This is a genomic window from Blautia sp. MSK20_18, from assembly GCF_020553125.1.
Lineage (GTDB): Bacteria > Bacillota > Clostridia > Lachnospirales > Lachnospiraceae > Blautia_A > Blautia_A fusiformis.
This window is the reverse complement of the sequence record NZ_JAJCGR010000001.1, coordinates 184,569-199,328: the sequence shown is the minus strand read 5'-3', so window position 1 is coordinate 199,328 and position 14,760 is coordinate 184,569. Positions and strand designations below refer to the sequence as shown.

Here is a 14,760-nt window from a genome sequence, read left to right as displayed (position 1 = left end):
TATATAATGAAAAACATCCGAAAAAAAGTGCGTTTTCATTTTAATTTAAAAAGTAAACATCTTCTGGTAATCATGACACTTTTCTGTGGAAGCTGCATTGTAGCTACAGCAGCCTCCGGAACCTCTTCCGCACCACTTCAGGAGGCAGCCGGTTTTCTTATCGTTCCCTTTGAAAAGGGGATCGCCGGTGTCAGCGATATATTTGGAAATGTAAAAAACAATCTTCGTGATAAACAGGACGTGCTTCAGGAAAACGAAGAGCTGAAAAGTCAGATCAACAGTCTTACGGAACAGAATAACATCCTGATCCAGGACCAGACAGAGCTCACACGCCTGAAGGAACTTTACGATCTTGATCAGGAATATACCGACTATCCCAAGGTTGCCGCAAGGATAATCTCCAAAGATCCCGGAAACTGGTATGATACCTTTATGATCAACAAAGGCAGTAATAACGGGATCCGGGTTGATAACAACGTGATCGCCGGAAAGGGTCTTGTGGGTATCGTTACAGAAGTGGGACCTTCCTGGGCTACTGTCCGTTCCATCATCGATGACAGCAGCAATGTCAGTGCCATGGCAGTCAGTACTTCCGACAACTGCGTTGTCACTGGAGATCTGAAACTGATCGATGAAGGCAAATTAAGCTTTGAGCAGCTTTACGATCAGGATAACAAGGTAACAGTCGGAGAACGTATTGTCACCTCGAACATCAGTGAAAAATATGTGGAAGGACTGTTTATTGGTTATGTCAGTGAGATCCAGCAGGATCCCAATAACCTGACAAAAACAGGTACGATCGTTACACCGGTTGATTTCGGTCATCTGAAAGATGTATTTGTGATCACCACCAATAAACAGGACGCGATAGACAAATCGGAGGATGCGTCCAATGAAAAATAGGATTATATTATTTATCACTATCATTGTCTGTTTTCTCCTTCAGTGCACAGTAATGGACCGTATTTCCATTGGATCCATCACTCCAAATCTGCTTTTGATCCTGTGTGTATCCATGGGACTTATGCGTGGAAGAAAAGTCGGTCTGTGGACTGGATTTTTTTCCGGGCTTTTCGTCGATCTCTTTTATGGATCATTGTTTGGATTTTATGCACTGATCTATATGTATATAGGTTTTATCAGCGGCTATGCATTCCGCAGTTTTTATGATGATGATCTGAAAGTTCCGCTTTTTCTTGTAGCAGGAACAGATCTTCTTTATAATCTGGCTGTGTATGGCCTCCAGTTTCTGCTCAGAGGCCGTCTTGGATTCTGGACCTACATATACAGGATCATTATCCCCGAGATTGTATATACGGTTTTTCTCACCATCATCGTATACCGGGTATTTTACTGGATCAACTACCACTTAATGGATACTGTAAGGAAAGAAAGTGAGTCTATTTGGGAATTAAAATAAAAAAAATCATCAAAAAAATCCGTCTGAAACGTACTACAGTTCTTGTGATCGTATTTATTTTTCTGTCATCTGTCCTGGTCCGGCAGCTTTTCAGTCTGCAGATCATACAGGGAGAGGATTACATCAGTAAATTTCAGACACGTACCACCAAAACACGCGTGATCAAAAGCACCCGTGGTAATATTTATGACCGTAACGGCACAGTTGTCGCCTCCAATGTACTTGCATATTCTGTCACATTCGAAGATAGCGGTACATACAACAGCACCAGAGAAAAGAATCTGACTCTGAACGGTATCGCCTACCAGGTATTACAGATTCTTTCCAAAAACGGGGACAGCTTATCTGATAATTTTCATATTACCGTCAATGATCATGGCGACTATGCTTTTGATGTAGATGAAGGATTTACTCTTAACCGTTTCCGTGCGGATATTTACGGAGAAGCACAGATTGATGATCTCAGTGAGGAGCAGAAAAACGCAACCGCAGCCCAGATCATGGATCATCTTACCGGAAGCAGCGGATTTTCTATCGTTCTTTACGGAAAAGATGCCTACACCCCGGAAGAACTTGCCGCACATTCTCTTCCGGAAGAGCTTACCAAACAGGAAATCCTCGAAATTGCGATCATGCGCTATCAGCTGAACACCAACAGTTTCAAGAAATATATGCCGGTGACCATTGCAACAAATGTCAGTGAAAAATCTGTGGCAGCCATAAAAGAAAATCAGGCCGCTCTCCAGGGTATTGACATTGTAGAAGATTCCACCAGAAAATATGTGGACGATGAGAGTATGGCGCCGATCCTCGGTTACACAGGCCAGGCCTCTTCTGAGGAATTGGAAACCCTTCGTAAGGATAATCCTGATTATTCCAATGATGCGGTTGTTGGAAAAGCCGGAATCGAACAGTATATGGAGCTTGAACTTCAGGGAAAAGACGGAGAAGAAACGGTCACAGTTGATAATCTTGGTAAAGTCCTTGACATCGACAATTCTAAAACTGTTGATCCTGTGGCCGGAAACGATGTTTATCTGACCATTGATTCCGACTGGCAGAAGAGTATTTACCAGATCCTGGAACAGCGTGTTGCTGGTATTGTCCTCTCTAAACTGACACCGAATAAAAGCTTTGATTATGAAGCAGAGAAAGATGCAAGTAAGATCACCATCCCAATCTATGATGTATACAATGCACTGATCGCAAACAGTGTGATCGATATCAATAAATTCAGTGATGCAGATGCTTCCGACACAGAAAAAAATTTATACGTCAAATTTCAGCAAAAACAGCAACAGGTTTTTGATACAATAAGTAACAGGCTGACAGGCGACAATCCTCCAGCCTATAAGGATGAAGATACGCAGATGCAGGAATATCTTACCTATATCTGTGATGATCTTCTTACCAATACCTTGAAGGTACTGAAAAGTGATTCCATTGATACCGCGGATGAAACATACAAAGCCTGGAAAAATGATCAGAGTATCAGTCTGAAGGATTATCTGAACTACGCTGCCAGTCAGAACTGGATCGATATTTCCCAGATCTCAACCTCCGGAGAATATCTGGATTCTGAAGAGATCTATCAGGCTCTTACCGCCTATATCATTGATTACCTGAAAACAGATACAGGCTTTTCAAAGCTTCTGTATAAATATATGCTTCAGGAAGACACCATCAGTGGAGAAGATCTGTGTCTTGTTCTCTATGAACAGGGCGTTCTTTCCAAAGAAGACGAGCTGTATCAGACAATGGCCTCCGGTGGTCTTGATGCCTACACCTTCATGTATCGCAAGATCGCAAATCTTGAGATCACACCGGCCCAGCTTGCGTTGGCTCCGTGCTCTGCATCTGCGGTGATCACAGATACTACAACCGGAAATGTTCTCGCATGTGTTTCCTATCCGGGATATGATAATAATCGTCTGACCAACAATATGGATACTGATTATTATGCAAAGCTTTCCACAGATCTTTCCAGCCCGTTCTTCAACAAGGCAACACAGCAGAAGACGGCTCCAGGATCTACCTTAAAGATCTTATCTACTGTTGCCGGCATGTCTGAGGGCGTAATAGATGATGGCACATATATTGAATGTACAGGAAGCTTTGACCTTGTAACACCTCCGATCAACTGCTGGAATAAACAGGGCCACGGTTCTCTTGATATCCGTGAAGCCATTGAGCAGTCCTGTAACGTATTTTTCACTACGATTGGTTTCGAACTTGGTAAAGATTCCGAAGGTAACTTTTCTGAAGCCAGAAGTCTTGGAATGCTTCAGAAATATGCTTCCCTCATGGGATTGGATCAGAAAACCGGCATTGAAATTTCCGAAGCTTCTCCGCAGGTTTCTGACAAAAACGCCGTCCCTTCCTATATTGGACAGGGTACCAATGCGTTTACGACCAGCCAGCTTGCACGTTATGCGTCAACGATCGCCACTTCCGGTACGATCTATAAGCTTTCCCTTCTGGACCGTGTGACGGATTCCAAAGGAAAACTTATAAAGGAATATCCTTCCGAAACAGCTGGACAGCTGGATCTTTCCAGCAATATCTGGGATGACATCCATGACGGTATGTATCGTGTGGTGCAGACTCATGATCAGTTTAACAGACTTGGAGTTGAAGTAGCAGGAAAAACCGGTACTGCCGAGATTGACTATTATCATCCGAACAATGCACTTTTTATCGGATATGCGCCTGTTTCTGATCCCAAGTACGCAATATCTGTACGAATCGCAAACGGATATGCATCCGGTAATGCCTGCCTTGCAGCTAATGATATCTTTAAATACATTTTCGGACTTGCAGATGAAAGCACCATTCTCACTGGCTATGCAGCAAGCGATACCAGTAATGTATCGAATGACTAAACAAACTTTATGAGGATACCAGAAGTGTGGAACATTTTATAGGAGGAATCAGAAAACATGAGTGAAGTCATTGTCATTACATCTGGAAAAGGCGGTGTTGGAAAAACCACCACCGTGGCAAATATCGGGACCGGACTGGCTGCCATGGGAAAAAAGGTTGCAGTTGTAGATACCGATATCGGACTCCGAAATCTGGATGTTGTCATGGGACTGGAGAACCGTATTGTTTATAATCTGGTTGATGTGATCAATGGGAGCTGCCGCCTGAAACAGGCACTGATCCGGGATCGTCGGCATTCAGAACTGTATCTTCTTCCGTCTGCCCAGACCAAGGACAAAACTGCCGTATCTCCGGAACAGATGATCAAGCTTACCGATGATCTCCGGGAAGAATTCGATTATGTCCTTCTGGATTGTCCGGCAGGAATTGAACAGGGATTCAAAAATGCAGTAGCCGGAGCGGACCGTGCACTGGTCGTGACCACACCGGAAGTTTCCGCGATCCGGGATGCAGACCGTATCATCGGGTTGCTGGAGTCCGGAGGGCTCCGTGATATCCGGCTGATCATCAACCGGCTTCGACCGGAAATGATCGCCAGAGGTGATATGATGTCCGTAGAAGATGTGTTGGAAATCCTGGCTGTAGATCTGATCGGTGCGATCCTGGATGATGAACAGATCGTAATCTCCACAAATCAGGGAGAACCTTTATCCGGAAAAAATTCCCAGGCAGAAGAAGAGTATCGCAATATCTGCCGGAGGCTTATGGGCGAAGAGGTCCCTTATGTTACTGTGCGTCGAAAAAATGGTGTATTCCACCGTCTTGGCAGCATTTTTCGAAAATAACAGACGCTTTGCTGTCTGACATTTTTCATCACAGGAGGAATGATTATGGGATTTTTCTCCGGGAAAAACCACTCTGCAGGCTATGCACGCGACAGGATGAAGCTTCTTCTTGTATCGGAACGCATAGACTGTTCTCCACAGATGATGAAGCTTTTACGGAACGATCTGATACATGCCGTAAAAAAATACGTTGTAATTGATGAACCAGGGGTGACCATACAGATCACACAGGAACCACCTGTTCTGCATGCAGTCATACCCGTACTTAAGAAAAGAGATGCATAATTTATGATTAAACAGTATAAGCTGCGGTTTTACAATTTTCGACTGGTGATCTTTCTCCTGGCGATCAGCTTTATTGGAATTCAGCTTGTAGGAACAGCTGCCGACTACCTTCGCACACGTCAGCTTCTGGGTGTGATCATCGGTGTAGTCTTTATGCTGATCCTTTCACTGATGGATTATTCCTGGCTGCTGAATTTTCAATGGATCATGTATGGATTTAATATCGTTATGCTTCTGGCTGTCCGGTTCTTCGGATCCAGCGCCAATGGTGCTGCCAGATGGGTGGATTTAGGTTTTATCCGTTTCCAGCCTACCGAGCTTTCAAAGATCATCATCATCCTGTTTTTTGCCAAATTTTTTATGGATCATGAGGAAGATCTGAATACCTTAAAGACTCTGATACAATCAGCTGTCCTTCTGGTCATCCCACTGATGCTGATCTATGTACAGCCGGATATGAAAAACACCATCACCGTAACAGTCCTGTTCTGTATTCTGATCTACATCGCAGGACTTAGTTATAAGATCATCGGAGGTGTAGCCTTGATCGCGATTCCTCTGGCCATCATCTTTCTGTCCATTATCGTGCAGCCGGATCAGAAACTGATACAGGATTACCAGAGAAACCGTATCATGTCATTCCTGTATCCGGAGAACGAAGAATACGCAGATGATATTGAACAGCAGAACAACTCAAAAACAGCCATCGCCTCCGGAGAGCTTGTGGGACGTGCTTTCAGTAATGACACCAGTGTTACATCCGTAAATGATGGAAACTTTGTTTCTGAGAATCAGACCGACTTTATTTTTGCGGTGGCTGGAGAGCAGTACGGATTTATCGGCTGTACTCTGATCGTACTGCTGCTGTTTCTGATCACCTTTGAATGTATCCGTATGAGCCTGCGGGCCAAGGATCTTGCCGGTAAGATCATATGCTGCGGTGTTGGAAGCATTGTTTCCATACAGAGCTTCATCAACATCTGTGTTGCTACCGGCCTTGCACCAAACACAGGTACTCCGCTTCCTTTTGTAAGCTATGGTCTTACTTCTCTGATCAGTCTGTTTATGGGTATGGGACTTGTTCTCAATGTAGGACTGCAGAGCAGTGCATATAATAAAGAATTACAGAAAAAAGGTCAGAAATCGGATACCTACTTTCGGAAAGAGGAATACTTATGACACGTAAAGAACCTGTAAAAAATCATATACGTTCTGGCAATCCTTCCAGAGGTCAGGCTTCCCGGGCTGCACATACAGCTTCCAAGGGGACAAAAACAACTTCCATGCCGTCTGACAGGACTGTTTCTGCCAGACGTAAAGCTCAAAATACCCGGATGAAACGGATGCGTCGTAAAAGGATCCGCAACACCATTTTTCTCCTTCTTCTGCTGATCGTACTATGCACAGCTGGCGGTTTTGGTGTTTACATGCTGAAGGGCGGAGATTTTTCCACTCCTGCAAATTCTTTCAATGCATTCTCCGAGTTTGATAATACTCTGACTTCCAAAGAAGAGCAGCGCGCGGCAGGTTTCGCCCATGATCTCTGTGTTGTTACAAAAGATGTTGCTCTGGATTCTGTCAGTCTGGATGACAGCCAGTCCGGTGTGCTTCTGAATCTCAGTGATAAAAAGGTACTCTATGCAAAAGGTGCCTACAACAAGGTTTATCCTGCCAGCATCACAAAGATCATGACAGCTATGCTTGCACTGAAATATGGAAACATGGACGATACAGTAACGATCTCACAGGAGAATGTTACCCTGGAATCCGGTTCTCAGGTAGCTGGTTTCCAGGCGGGAGATCAGGTTACCATGGATCAGCTTCTTCATTGTCTTCTTGTTTATTCTGCCAATGATGCAGCATCTGCCATTGCGGAACATATAGGTGGATCAACAGATAAATTTGTAGAGATGATGAACAGCTTTGCTGCAGAACTTGGCTGTACAGGAACTCACTTTACCAATCCCCATGGTCTTCAGGACGAAAATCATTATACAACGCCTTATGACATTTATCTGATGCTGAAAGAAGCCTTGAATTATCCGGAGTTTACAGACATCACACAAATGGCATCTTATACAGTTAGCTATAAGCATTCCGATGGCTCCGATGCAAGTGCTACCTTACCCGCTACAGATCATTATCTTACCGGAGAGGCAGCAACTCCTAAGGATGTCACTATCCTTGGAGGAAAAACAGGAACAACCGATAAAGCCGGTAACTGTCTGGCACTTTTAAGCCAGAATGCTTATGGGAAGCCATTTATTTCCATCGTCATGGGTGCGTCCTCAAAGGATGTTCTTTATCAGGAAATGACATCCTTGCTCCAGAACATCAACTGACAGGATTCCATACAAAAAACAAAAAAGCAGATCTGTTTGAAATTTTATTTCGCAGATCTGCTTTTTTATTCTTTTTTTTACATTCAGTTAATTTCTACTGTATCATCGGTGCCATCACTGCCGGTATCTTCGGTCTCACTGCTATCAAGATCCGTATCCGAAGTACCACTGTAATCATTGTCATCGACCACTTCACCTGAGCCACTGTCCGGATCTTCATAATTGCCTGCGTCTTCACCGGTTCCACCTGAAGTATCCGAGGTATCTACTCCATTGGCTTCACTATCCGTATTGCCGTCGTAAGAATTATCACCTGGATCATAAGTCGGCTCTTCCGTATAGGAATCTCCGTCCCCAGTATCGTCAGAACTCTCGGGCTCACTGCTGTAGCTGTCCTCTGTATAGATTGGAAAATCCGCATCAGCAGTTCCCTCTGATGTAGAATCTGTAACAGGCTCCGCCGCATTATTATCCGGAATAGCAGTAAGATGAGAAACCGTTCCATCCTTTGGGACGACGATATAGATTCCCAGCATCACGATACATAATGCCATGGCCAATCCGGCAATCTTCATTTCTTCCATATGTTTCATCGCTGATGATCTCCCTGTCGTTTTTTTGTATTATAGCACAGAATCACTCATATTTGTAAAACAGCCATGTATTTCTTTTGTTTTTCTGTAACAGTTCCCGAAATTTATTTCGCGATCATATAGACACACTTTCTCTGGGTGTTTATAATAAATAATCATATTTATTCATAAGCTTAAAGAAAGGCGTAACATTTTATGGGCGACTGCATTACCACATACACTGGAAAACATTTTGATCCGACACATCCGGACGAAGAGCTGATCTGCATTGAGGACATTGCACACGCACTTTCTCTTCTATGCCGCGGAAATGGTCATGTAAGGACTTTTTTCTCTGTAGGGCAGCACTGCATCCTCTGTGCCAAAGAAGCCGAAGCACGTGGCTATTCCGGCCGTCTTATACTGGCGTCCCTTCTTCACGATGCCAGCGAATGTTATATGTCCGATGTTCCAAGACCATTTAAGAAAAGTCTTCCTGAGTATCGGAAACAGGAGGAAGCTCTTTTAAACATTATCTATCAGAAATATCTGGGATCCGGACTTTCTGCCATAGAAGAGCAGAAGCTGAAGGAGATCGACAATGACCTGCTCTGGTATGACCTGAAATATCTTCTGAATGAAACACCGGACACTCCAAAACCGGTTGTCCATGTTCCGATCCAATACCGGCAATACCCTTTTTCACAGGTAGAAGAGGAATATCGGAACCTTTTTGATCAGCTGTCTGCAAAAATCTGTAAATAGATATAACAGACACACTTTATACAATTGAAAGAAGAACCCTATATGGAACGATTGATTTTTCATGTTGATGTAAACAGTGCTTTTCTTTCCTGGGAAGCAGCAAAAAGAGTAAAGATGGGACTTCCGGATCTGAGAGACATCCCTTCCTGTATTGGCGGAGACCCCAGTAAACGTACCGGCATCGTTGTCGCCAAGTCCATTCCTGCAAAAAAATACGGAATCCAGACAGGAGAGCCTATGGCTATGGCTTTTCGCAAATGTCCGAATCTTGTGGCCGTTCCATCTGACTTTGAATTATACGATAAATGTTCCAGAGCCTTCAAAAAAATCTGTGGGTCCTATGCACCGGTAATGGAATCCTTTTCCATTGATGAGGTTTTTCTGGATATGACCGGAACCTCCTATATTTACCCGGATCCAGTGGCAACTGCCCATGAGCTGAAGGATAAGATCCGTACAGAACTCGGCTTTACCGTAAATATCGGCATCTCCACCAATAAACTTCTTGCAAAAATGGCCTCTGATTTCGAAAAGCCAGATAAGGTGCATACTTTATTTCCGGAAGAAATCCCTGTAAAAATGTGGCCTCTTCCAGTGAGAGAGCTTCTTTTTCTTGGCAGATCCTCTGAAAAAAAACTGCAGGACGCAGGGATCAGAACCATAGGCGATCTGGCTCATGAAAAAAAAGCAAAGATACAGGCACTTCTCGGTGAAAAAGCAGGACAGCAGTTATATCAGTATGCCCGTGGCCTTGATGACTCCCCTGTGAAAGCAAAACCTGATGAAGCAAAAGGATTCAGTCTGGAAACTACATTTAACGATGATCTGGTCTCACTGGAGCAGGCACTTCCGATCCTGCTGGAACAATGCGATATTCTGGCCGCCCGCATGCGCCGCAAAAAGAAAAAATGCACCTGCATTTCTGTAACCTTCCGTACCCTGGATTTTCGAAACAAATCTCATCAGACTAAACTGCCAAATGCCACCGATATCACAGAAGAGATTTACAGAAATGCCCAAAACCTCTTTCAGGAGTCCTGGATGAGACAGCCACTCCGGCTCCTGGGAGTATCACTGACCGGTCTTACGGATGATTCCTTTGAACAGCTGTCCTTTTTTGAGAATACTCACAAGAAGGAACGCCAGCAGAAACTGGATGCAGCACTGGATTCCATCCGTCTGAAGTACGGAAACGACAAGGTTACCCGGGCCAGTATCATGAACAGCACTGCTCGGATCGGAAGGAAAGCAAAAGCACAAATGGAAAATGAAAGAGAGCAGTAAGGCTTGATTAAAATTACCAGTTTTTTTCAAAAAGCCCTTGCAATTTTATTCACAATGCACTATAATTTGAAGCATATCAATAGCAATTTTATTCAAAATTATTATATGTGTCTAAGGAGGAAAACAGGATGGTTGAACTGATCGTAGGAAAGAAAGGCAAAGGAAAAACAAAAGTACTATTAGACAAAGTAAACGGAGCTGTTAAGGACGCCAACGGCAGTATTGTTTACTTAGACAAGAGCACCAAGCACATGTATGAGCTGAACAACAAGGTCCGCCTTATCGATGTTTCCGGATTTCCGGTTAAAAATGCGGACGAGTTTGTAGGATTTATCTGTGGTATCCTCTCTCAGGATCATGATCTGGAGCAGGTATATCTGGACAGCTTCCTTACAACAGCCAAGCTTGAAGGAAAGGATGCAACCGAAACACTGGATCAGTTAAGTGCCATCGGTGAGACCTTCAAAGTTTCCTTTATTATCAGTATGTCTCTGGATAAAGAAGAAGTTCCGGAAGCATATCAGGATAAAATTATCTGCGCATTATAATAAAATTGAATATGAACGTCCTATTTTGTACATAAAGCATAAAAGAACGTAAATTTTTAAAGGGATCTGTCCTCAGGACGGATCCCTTTTTAACTGTAGGAAACTTTGTTTATTCTTCATTTCTGTGGTATACTGAAGAGCAGAATAAACACACAGGAGCGTTTCATATGAATCATTTACTGGAAAAAATCAAACAAAAAAATGCATCCGCATTCACCCACAGCGGGAAATTTCACGCAGACGATGTTTTTTCTGCCGCTCTGCTTTTATATCTGAATCCCGAGATCACCATCACACGTGGAAACCAGGTTCCTGAAAACTATGAAGGTCTTGTTTTTGATATTGGCAGAGGACAGTATGATCATCATCAGAAAGACAGCCGTATCCGCGATAATGGCGTCCCATATGCGGCCTTCGGCCTTCTCTGGGAAAAGCTTGGACCGGAAATCCTAGGTGAGGAGCTGGCACTAAAATTCGATGAATCCTTTGTCCAGCCTCTGGATATCAATGATAATACCGGTGAAAAAAATGAACTTGCCACACTGATCGGCAATTTTAATCCGGGATGGGATTCCAAAAGCAGTAATGACGAAGCCTTTTTCCAGGCAGTCAGTGTGGCAGGCATGATCCTGGAAAATAAATTCGAGCGTTACCTTGGAAATGAACGTGCAGACAGACGGGTGGAAGAAGTTCTTACAGAACATGCTGCTTCCCTCGCTTCGGGCGATACCCCGGCAGAAAATACCAATATCCTTATACTTCCGGAATTTATTCCCTGCCAAAAACGCCTTTCGGAAACCAACATTGCTTTTGTGATCTTTCCGTCCAACCGGGGCGGTTACTGTATCCAGCCACAGAAAAAAGAATATTCCATGAATTACAAATGCAGTTTTCCTTCTTCCTGGCTTGGCCTGGAAGGCGAAGAGTTATCTTTGGTAACCGGTCTTAAAAGTGCAGCCTTTTGTCATAAAGGAGGATTTCTCATGACCTGCGGAACCCTTGAGGATTCTGTTCTTGCCTGCAGGAGCAGTCTTGCCGCCTTCCATGAAGAAGCTGTGATCGTAAGCCTTGGCGGAAATAAAGAAACAGACATGCTGCTTCAAAAGCTTCCGGATCTTTCTTCTGCCAGGATCGTACATCTGCCGGTTCCCCAATTACCGGAGCTGACTCTGAACGGAATCTACGGAGAACTCTCCATGGAAAAGACAGAATGGAAAAGCTTTATAAAAGACAGGATTAAAGAAATCCTCCGCTACAAACCGGAAGCAGTTTTTGCAGATAATGCCATGTTTTCCCTGTATCCCATCGTTCATGCTCTGCGAAAAAAACATATTCCCGTTCTTACAGCAGTAGAAAAAGACGGACAGAAGCTTCTGGTACGGATCCCATCCGGTTCTTAAAGATCTTAAACATGTAATTAATTGTATTTACAGATATATTCACATTGCGTATTTATACAGAAAGAAGGCATGTTTATGCGAGAAGAAAAATTTAAAATGGAAAGACAGGGGCTGATACAGGTGGGAGATAAAGTAAAGATCTCCGAATTTCTCTCTGCCACAAACTACAGCTATATCATTGAGCCTGCAGTAGCCATGTCTGGCTGCTACAGAAACGCAGACCGCATCAGATCCAAAGAGGGGATCATCAAAAGCATTGAGCATACGCCACGCGGCTTTATAGTTACTGCAGAATTTGACGAATAAACATATGTCCATCAGGTAAGATCCGGCAATTAGCAATATGCCGGATTTTTCGCTGAAAAACTGGCTGATTTATTCTGGATTATATTATAGGAATCTGGTATTATAGAGAAGATATTTGTGTAATTTCTCTAATTATCAGGAAATTGCAAATTTTTAGAACAGAGGTGTAATATTATGAGCTGGTACAACGAAGCAATCTTCTACCATATTTATCCACTTGGACTTACAGGCGCTCCAAAAGAAAATGATTACGGAACTCCTGTACATCGACTGAACACACTGCTGCCGTGGATTGACCACATCAAAGAGATCGGATGTACTGCCTTATATATAGGGCCGCTTTTTGAAAGTGTCGGACATGGCTATGAGACAACCGATTACAAAAAACTGGATTCCCGTCTTGGAACTAATAAAGATCTCACCAATTTTGTAAAAGCCTGCCATGAAAAAGGCATCCGCGTGATCTTTGATGGTGTATTTAACCATACAGGCCGTGATTTCTTCGCTTTTAAGGATATCCAGAAAAACCGTGAGCATTCCCCTTACGTTAACTGGTACTGCAATGTAAATTTCGGCGGAAATACCGAATATAATGACGGTTTTTCCTATGAAAACTGGGGTGGATACAATCTTCTTGTAAAGCTGAACCAGCGCAATCCGGAAGTACAGAACTATATCTGTGATGTGATCCGTTTCTGGGTTTCCGAATTTGATATTGATGGAATCCGCCTGGATGCCGCTGATGTTCTGGATTTTGATTTCATGCGTATTCTACGTCATACCGCAGATGAGGTTAAGAAAGACTTCTGGCTTATGGGAGAGGTCATTCACGGAGATTACAGCCGCTGGGTAAACGGACAGACTCTTCACAGTGTAACCAACTATGCCCTTCACAAGGCACTTTACAGCGGACATAATGACCACAACTATTTTGAAATTGCTCATACAGTAAAATATCTTCAGAATATGGGAGATCTGGACCTCTACAATTTCGTGGACAACCATGACGTAGAGCGAATTCATACCAAATTGCAGAACAAAGCACATTTTGCTCCTGTACATGTACTTCTTTATACTTTACCTGGCGTTCCAAGCATTTATTACGGCTCAGAATTTGGTATTGACGGAAAAAAAGAAAAATTTTCCGATGCCAGCTTACGTCCGGCACTTGATCTTAACGATTATGCGGATGCTGCAACAAAGAACCCATGTACTGCACTGATCGCAGCCCTCGGAAAGGTCCGCCAGGGAACTCCTGCATTAAGCTATGGTTCCTACGCAGAACTGGCTCTTACAAACCGTCAGTTTGCCTTTGCAAGAGATCTGGAAGGCATACGAGTGATCGTTACTGTGAATAATGATGACAGTGATTCAGAGATGAACCTTCCAACAGGAAGTGCTCCGGAATACGTAGGTGCCCTCACAGGTCAGAAGGTTTCCGCACAGGGCGGACGGATCCGTGTCCGTGTTGCAGCAAACAGCGGTGAGATCTGGCTTCCTGCAGGAGATATGCCGGAATATAAGCCGGTTCAGACTAATGTTCTGGAAACTGCCGTAGCAAAAGAGAACGAAAACGCTGCATCTGAGGCAGAAGAGGAGCAGGCGGCTGAAAACAGCACTGTAACAGAAGCTGCCCCGGAAAAAGAAGCTTCAAACGCTGAAAATACAGATAAAGCTTCTGACAATACAGCAAACGCAGCGGATATTCCGTCAACTCCTGAAGCAGAATCCTCCAATACACAGGAAACGGAAACGGTCACTGCGCCAAATCCGCACAAAACACCAGAAGAAATGACAGTAGGCGAACTTCAGGCTGCTATCCTTGCAAAAATGGCAGGAAACGGACCCGTAGATGACCAGATGAAAAAGACCGTATACGACAACATCTGGCATGATTCTCTTGTAAACTGGCTGAAGAGCTTCCGATAGGAAAGGAATAATAAAGTAAGATTCCATAAAAAACAAGGCAATCCGATCATATCTTATGCGGTGAGCCTTGTTTTTTTGTGAAAACAGATATTTATTTTACATAATATATATTATGTATAGTTATGATTCTGTTTTTCTGTAATTTAGGAGAACAAAAAAACAGCAGAGATTTCCAACTTAA

14 protein-coding genes are annotated in these 14,760 nt (G+C 43.5%); 13 read left to right on the top strand and 1 reads right to left on the bottom strand.

Going from position 1 to position 14,760, the window contains the following annotated elements:
- The first annotated feature begins 6 nt into the window (after window positions 1-6).
- Genes mreC through LI091_RS00895 form a run of 7 tightly spaced genes read left to right on the top strand, consistent with a single transcriptional unit; the run spans window position 7 to window position 7,775 of the window.
- Window positions 7-903 carry a rod shape-determining protein MreC gene (gene mreC, locus LI091_RS00925; RefSeq protein ID WP_015525123.1) on the top strand — a complete coding sequence of 299 codons (897 nt, stop codon included), beginning with the start codon at window positions 7-9 and terminating at the stop codon, window positions 901-903.
- Window positions 893-1,420: a rod shape-determining protein MreD gene (gene mreD / locus LI091_RS00920; protein WP_021652034.1), complete on the top strand. Its 528-nt coding sequence runs from the start codon at window positions 893-895 to the stop codon at window positions 1,418-1,420. Before mreC ends, mreD begins: the two co-directional genes overlap by 11 nt.
- Window positions 1,405-4,302: a penicillin-binding transpeptidase domain-containing protein gene (locus LI091_RS00915; protein ID WP_110103139.1), complete on the top strand. Its 2,898-nt coding sequence runs from the start codon at window positions 1,405-1,407 to the stop codon at window positions 4,300-4,302. The genes mreD and LI091_RS00915 overlap by 16 nt, the downstream gene beginning before the upstream one ends.
- 57 nt (window positions 4,303-4,359) lie before the next feature.
- Complete coding sequence (gene minD / locus LI091_RS00910) at window positions 4,360-5,148, top strand: septum site-determining protein MinD (protein WP_118752708.1); 789 nt, start codon at window positions 4,360-4,362, stop codon at window positions 5,146-5,148.
- Window positions 5,149-5,193: 45 nt separating this feature from the next.
- Window positions 5,194-5,433 (top strand): cell division topological specificity factor MinE, encoded by a 240-nt coding sequence (gene minE / locus LI091_RS00905; protein ID WP_015525127.1) that lies wholly within the window; start codon window positions 5,194-5,196, stop codon window positions 5,431-5,433.
- Between the two features lie 3 nt (window positions 5,434-5,436).
- Window positions 5,437-6,612, top strand: a complete 1,176-nt coding sequence (locus LI091_RS00900; protein WP_015525128.1) for an FtsW/RodA/SpoVE family cell cycle protein — start codon at window positions 5,437-5,439, stop codon at window positions 6,610-6,612.
- Window positions 6,609-7,775, top strand: a complete 1,167-nt coding sequence (locus tag LI091_RS00895; protein WP_015525129.1) for a D-alanyl-D-alanine carboxypeptidase family protein — start codon at window positions 6,609-6,611, stop codon at window positions 7,773-7,775. The genes LI091_RS00900 and LI091_RS00895 overlap by 4 nt, the downstream gene beginning before the upstream one ends.
- Before the next feature lie 83 nt (window positions 7,776-7,858).
- Here LI091_RS00895 and LI091_RS00890 read toward each other — a convergent pair whose 3' ends face one another.
- Window positions 7,859-8,368: a hypothetical protein gene (locus LI091_RS00890; protein ID WP_129974499.1), complete on the bottom strand. Its 510-nt coding sequence runs from the start codon at window positions 8,366-8,368 to the stop codon at window positions 7,859-7,861.
- A 195-nt stretch (window positions 8,369-8,563) separates the two neighbouring features.
- Between LI091_RS00890 and LI091_RS00885 the strand changes: the two genes are divergently transcribed.
- The 6 genes from LI091_RS00885 to LI091_RS00860 all read left to right on the top strand — a co-directional run bounded on the left by LI091_RS00885 (window position 8,564) and on the right by LI091_RS00860 (window position 14,579).
- Window positions 8,564-9,112: a hypothetical protein gene (locus LI091_RS00885; protein WP_015525131.1), complete on the top strand. Its 549-nt coding sequence runs from the start codon at window positions 8,564-8,566 to the stop codon at window positions 9,110-9,112.
- Between the two features lie 42 nt (window positions 9,113-9,154).
- Window positions 9,155-10,396: a DNA polymerase Y family protein gene (locus LI091_RS00880; protein WP_092070014.1), complete on the top strand. Its 1,242-nt coding sequence runs from the start codon at window positions 9,155-9,157 to the stop codon at window positions 10,394-10,396.
- 128 nt (window positions 10,397-10,524) lie between these two features.
- Window positions 10,525-10,944 carry a hypothetical protein gene (locus LI091_RS00875; protein WP_021652042.1) on the top strand — a complete coding sequence of 140 codons (420 nt, stop codon included), beginning with the start codon at window positions 10,525-10,527 and terminating at the stop codon, window positions 10,942-10,944.
- A gap of 167 nt (window positions 10,945-11,111) precedes the next feature.
- Window positions 11,112-12,344: an MYG1 family protein gene (locus LI091_RS00870; RefSeq protein WP_114001617.1), complete on the top strand. Its 1,233-nt coding sequence runs from the start codon at window positions 11,112-11,114 to the stop codon at window positions 12,342-12,344.
- Between the two features lie 75 nt (window positions 12,345-12,419).
- Complete coding sequence (locus tag LI091_RS00865) at window positions 12,420-12,650, top strand: hypothetical protein (protein WP_015525138.1); 231 nt, start codon at window positions 12,420-12,422, stop codon at window positions 12,648-12,650.
- Window positions 12,651-12,824: 174 nt separating this feature from the next.
- The gene (locus tag LI091_RS00860; RefSeq protein ID WP_118607987.1) at window positions 12,825-14,579 is read left to right on the top strand and encodes an alpha-amylase family glycosyl hydrolase; all 1,755 of its coding nucleotides are present in this window, start codon (window positions 12,825-12,827) and stop codon (window positions 14,577-14,579) included.
- Window positions 14,580-14,760 lie beyond the last annotated feature (181 nt).

Coding starts and splice junctions, on each gene's coding strand:
- mreC (WP_015525123.1), top strand. CDS start 7: ATGAAAAACATCCGAAAAAAAGTGCGTTTTCATTTTAATTTAAAAAGT.
- LI091_RS00880 (WP_092070014.1), top strand. CDS start 9,155: ATGGAACGATTGATTTTTCATGTTGATGTAAACAGTGCTTTTCTTTCC.
- LI091_RS00890 (WP_129974499.1), bottom strand. CDS start 8,368: ATGAAACATATGGAAGAAATGAAGATTGCCGGATTGGCCATGGCATTA.
- LI091_RS00865 (WP_015525138.1), top strand. CDS start 12,420: ATGCGAGAAGAAAAATTTAAAATGGAAAGACAGGGGCTGATACAGGTG.
- LI091_RS00875 (WP_021652042.1), top strand. CDS start 10,525: ATGGTTGAACTGATCGTAGGAAAGAAAGGCAAAGGAAAAACAAAAGTA.
- LI091_RS00860 (WP_118607987.1), top strand. CDS start 12,825: ATGAGCTGGTACAACGAAGCAATCTTCTACCATATTTATCCACTTGGA.
- LI091_RS00900 (WP_015525128.1), top strand. CDS start 5,437: ATGATTAAACAGTATAAGCTGCGGTTTTACAATTTTCGACTGGTGATC.
- minD (WP_118752708.1), top strand. CDS start 4,360: ATGAGTGAAGTCATTGTCATTACATCTGGAAAAGGCGGTGTTGGAAAA.
- minE (WP_015525127.1), top strand. CDS start 5,194: ATGGGATTTTTCTCCGGGAAAAACCACTCTGCAGGCTATGCACGCGAC.
- LI091_RS00895 (WP_015525129.1), top strand. CDS start 6,609: ATGACACGTAAAGAACCTGTAAAAAATCATATACGTTCTGGCAATCCT.
- LI091_RS00885 (WP_015525131.1), top strand. CDS start 8,564: ATGGGCGACTGCATTACCACATACACTGGAAAACATTTTGATCCGACA.
- LI091_RS00870 (WP_114001617.1), top strand. CDS start 11,112: ATGAATCATTTACTGGAAAAAATCAAACAAAAAAATGCATCCGCATTC.
- mreD (WP_021652034.1), top strand. CDS start 893: ATGAAAAATAGGATTATATTATTTATCACTATCATTGTCTGTTTTCTC.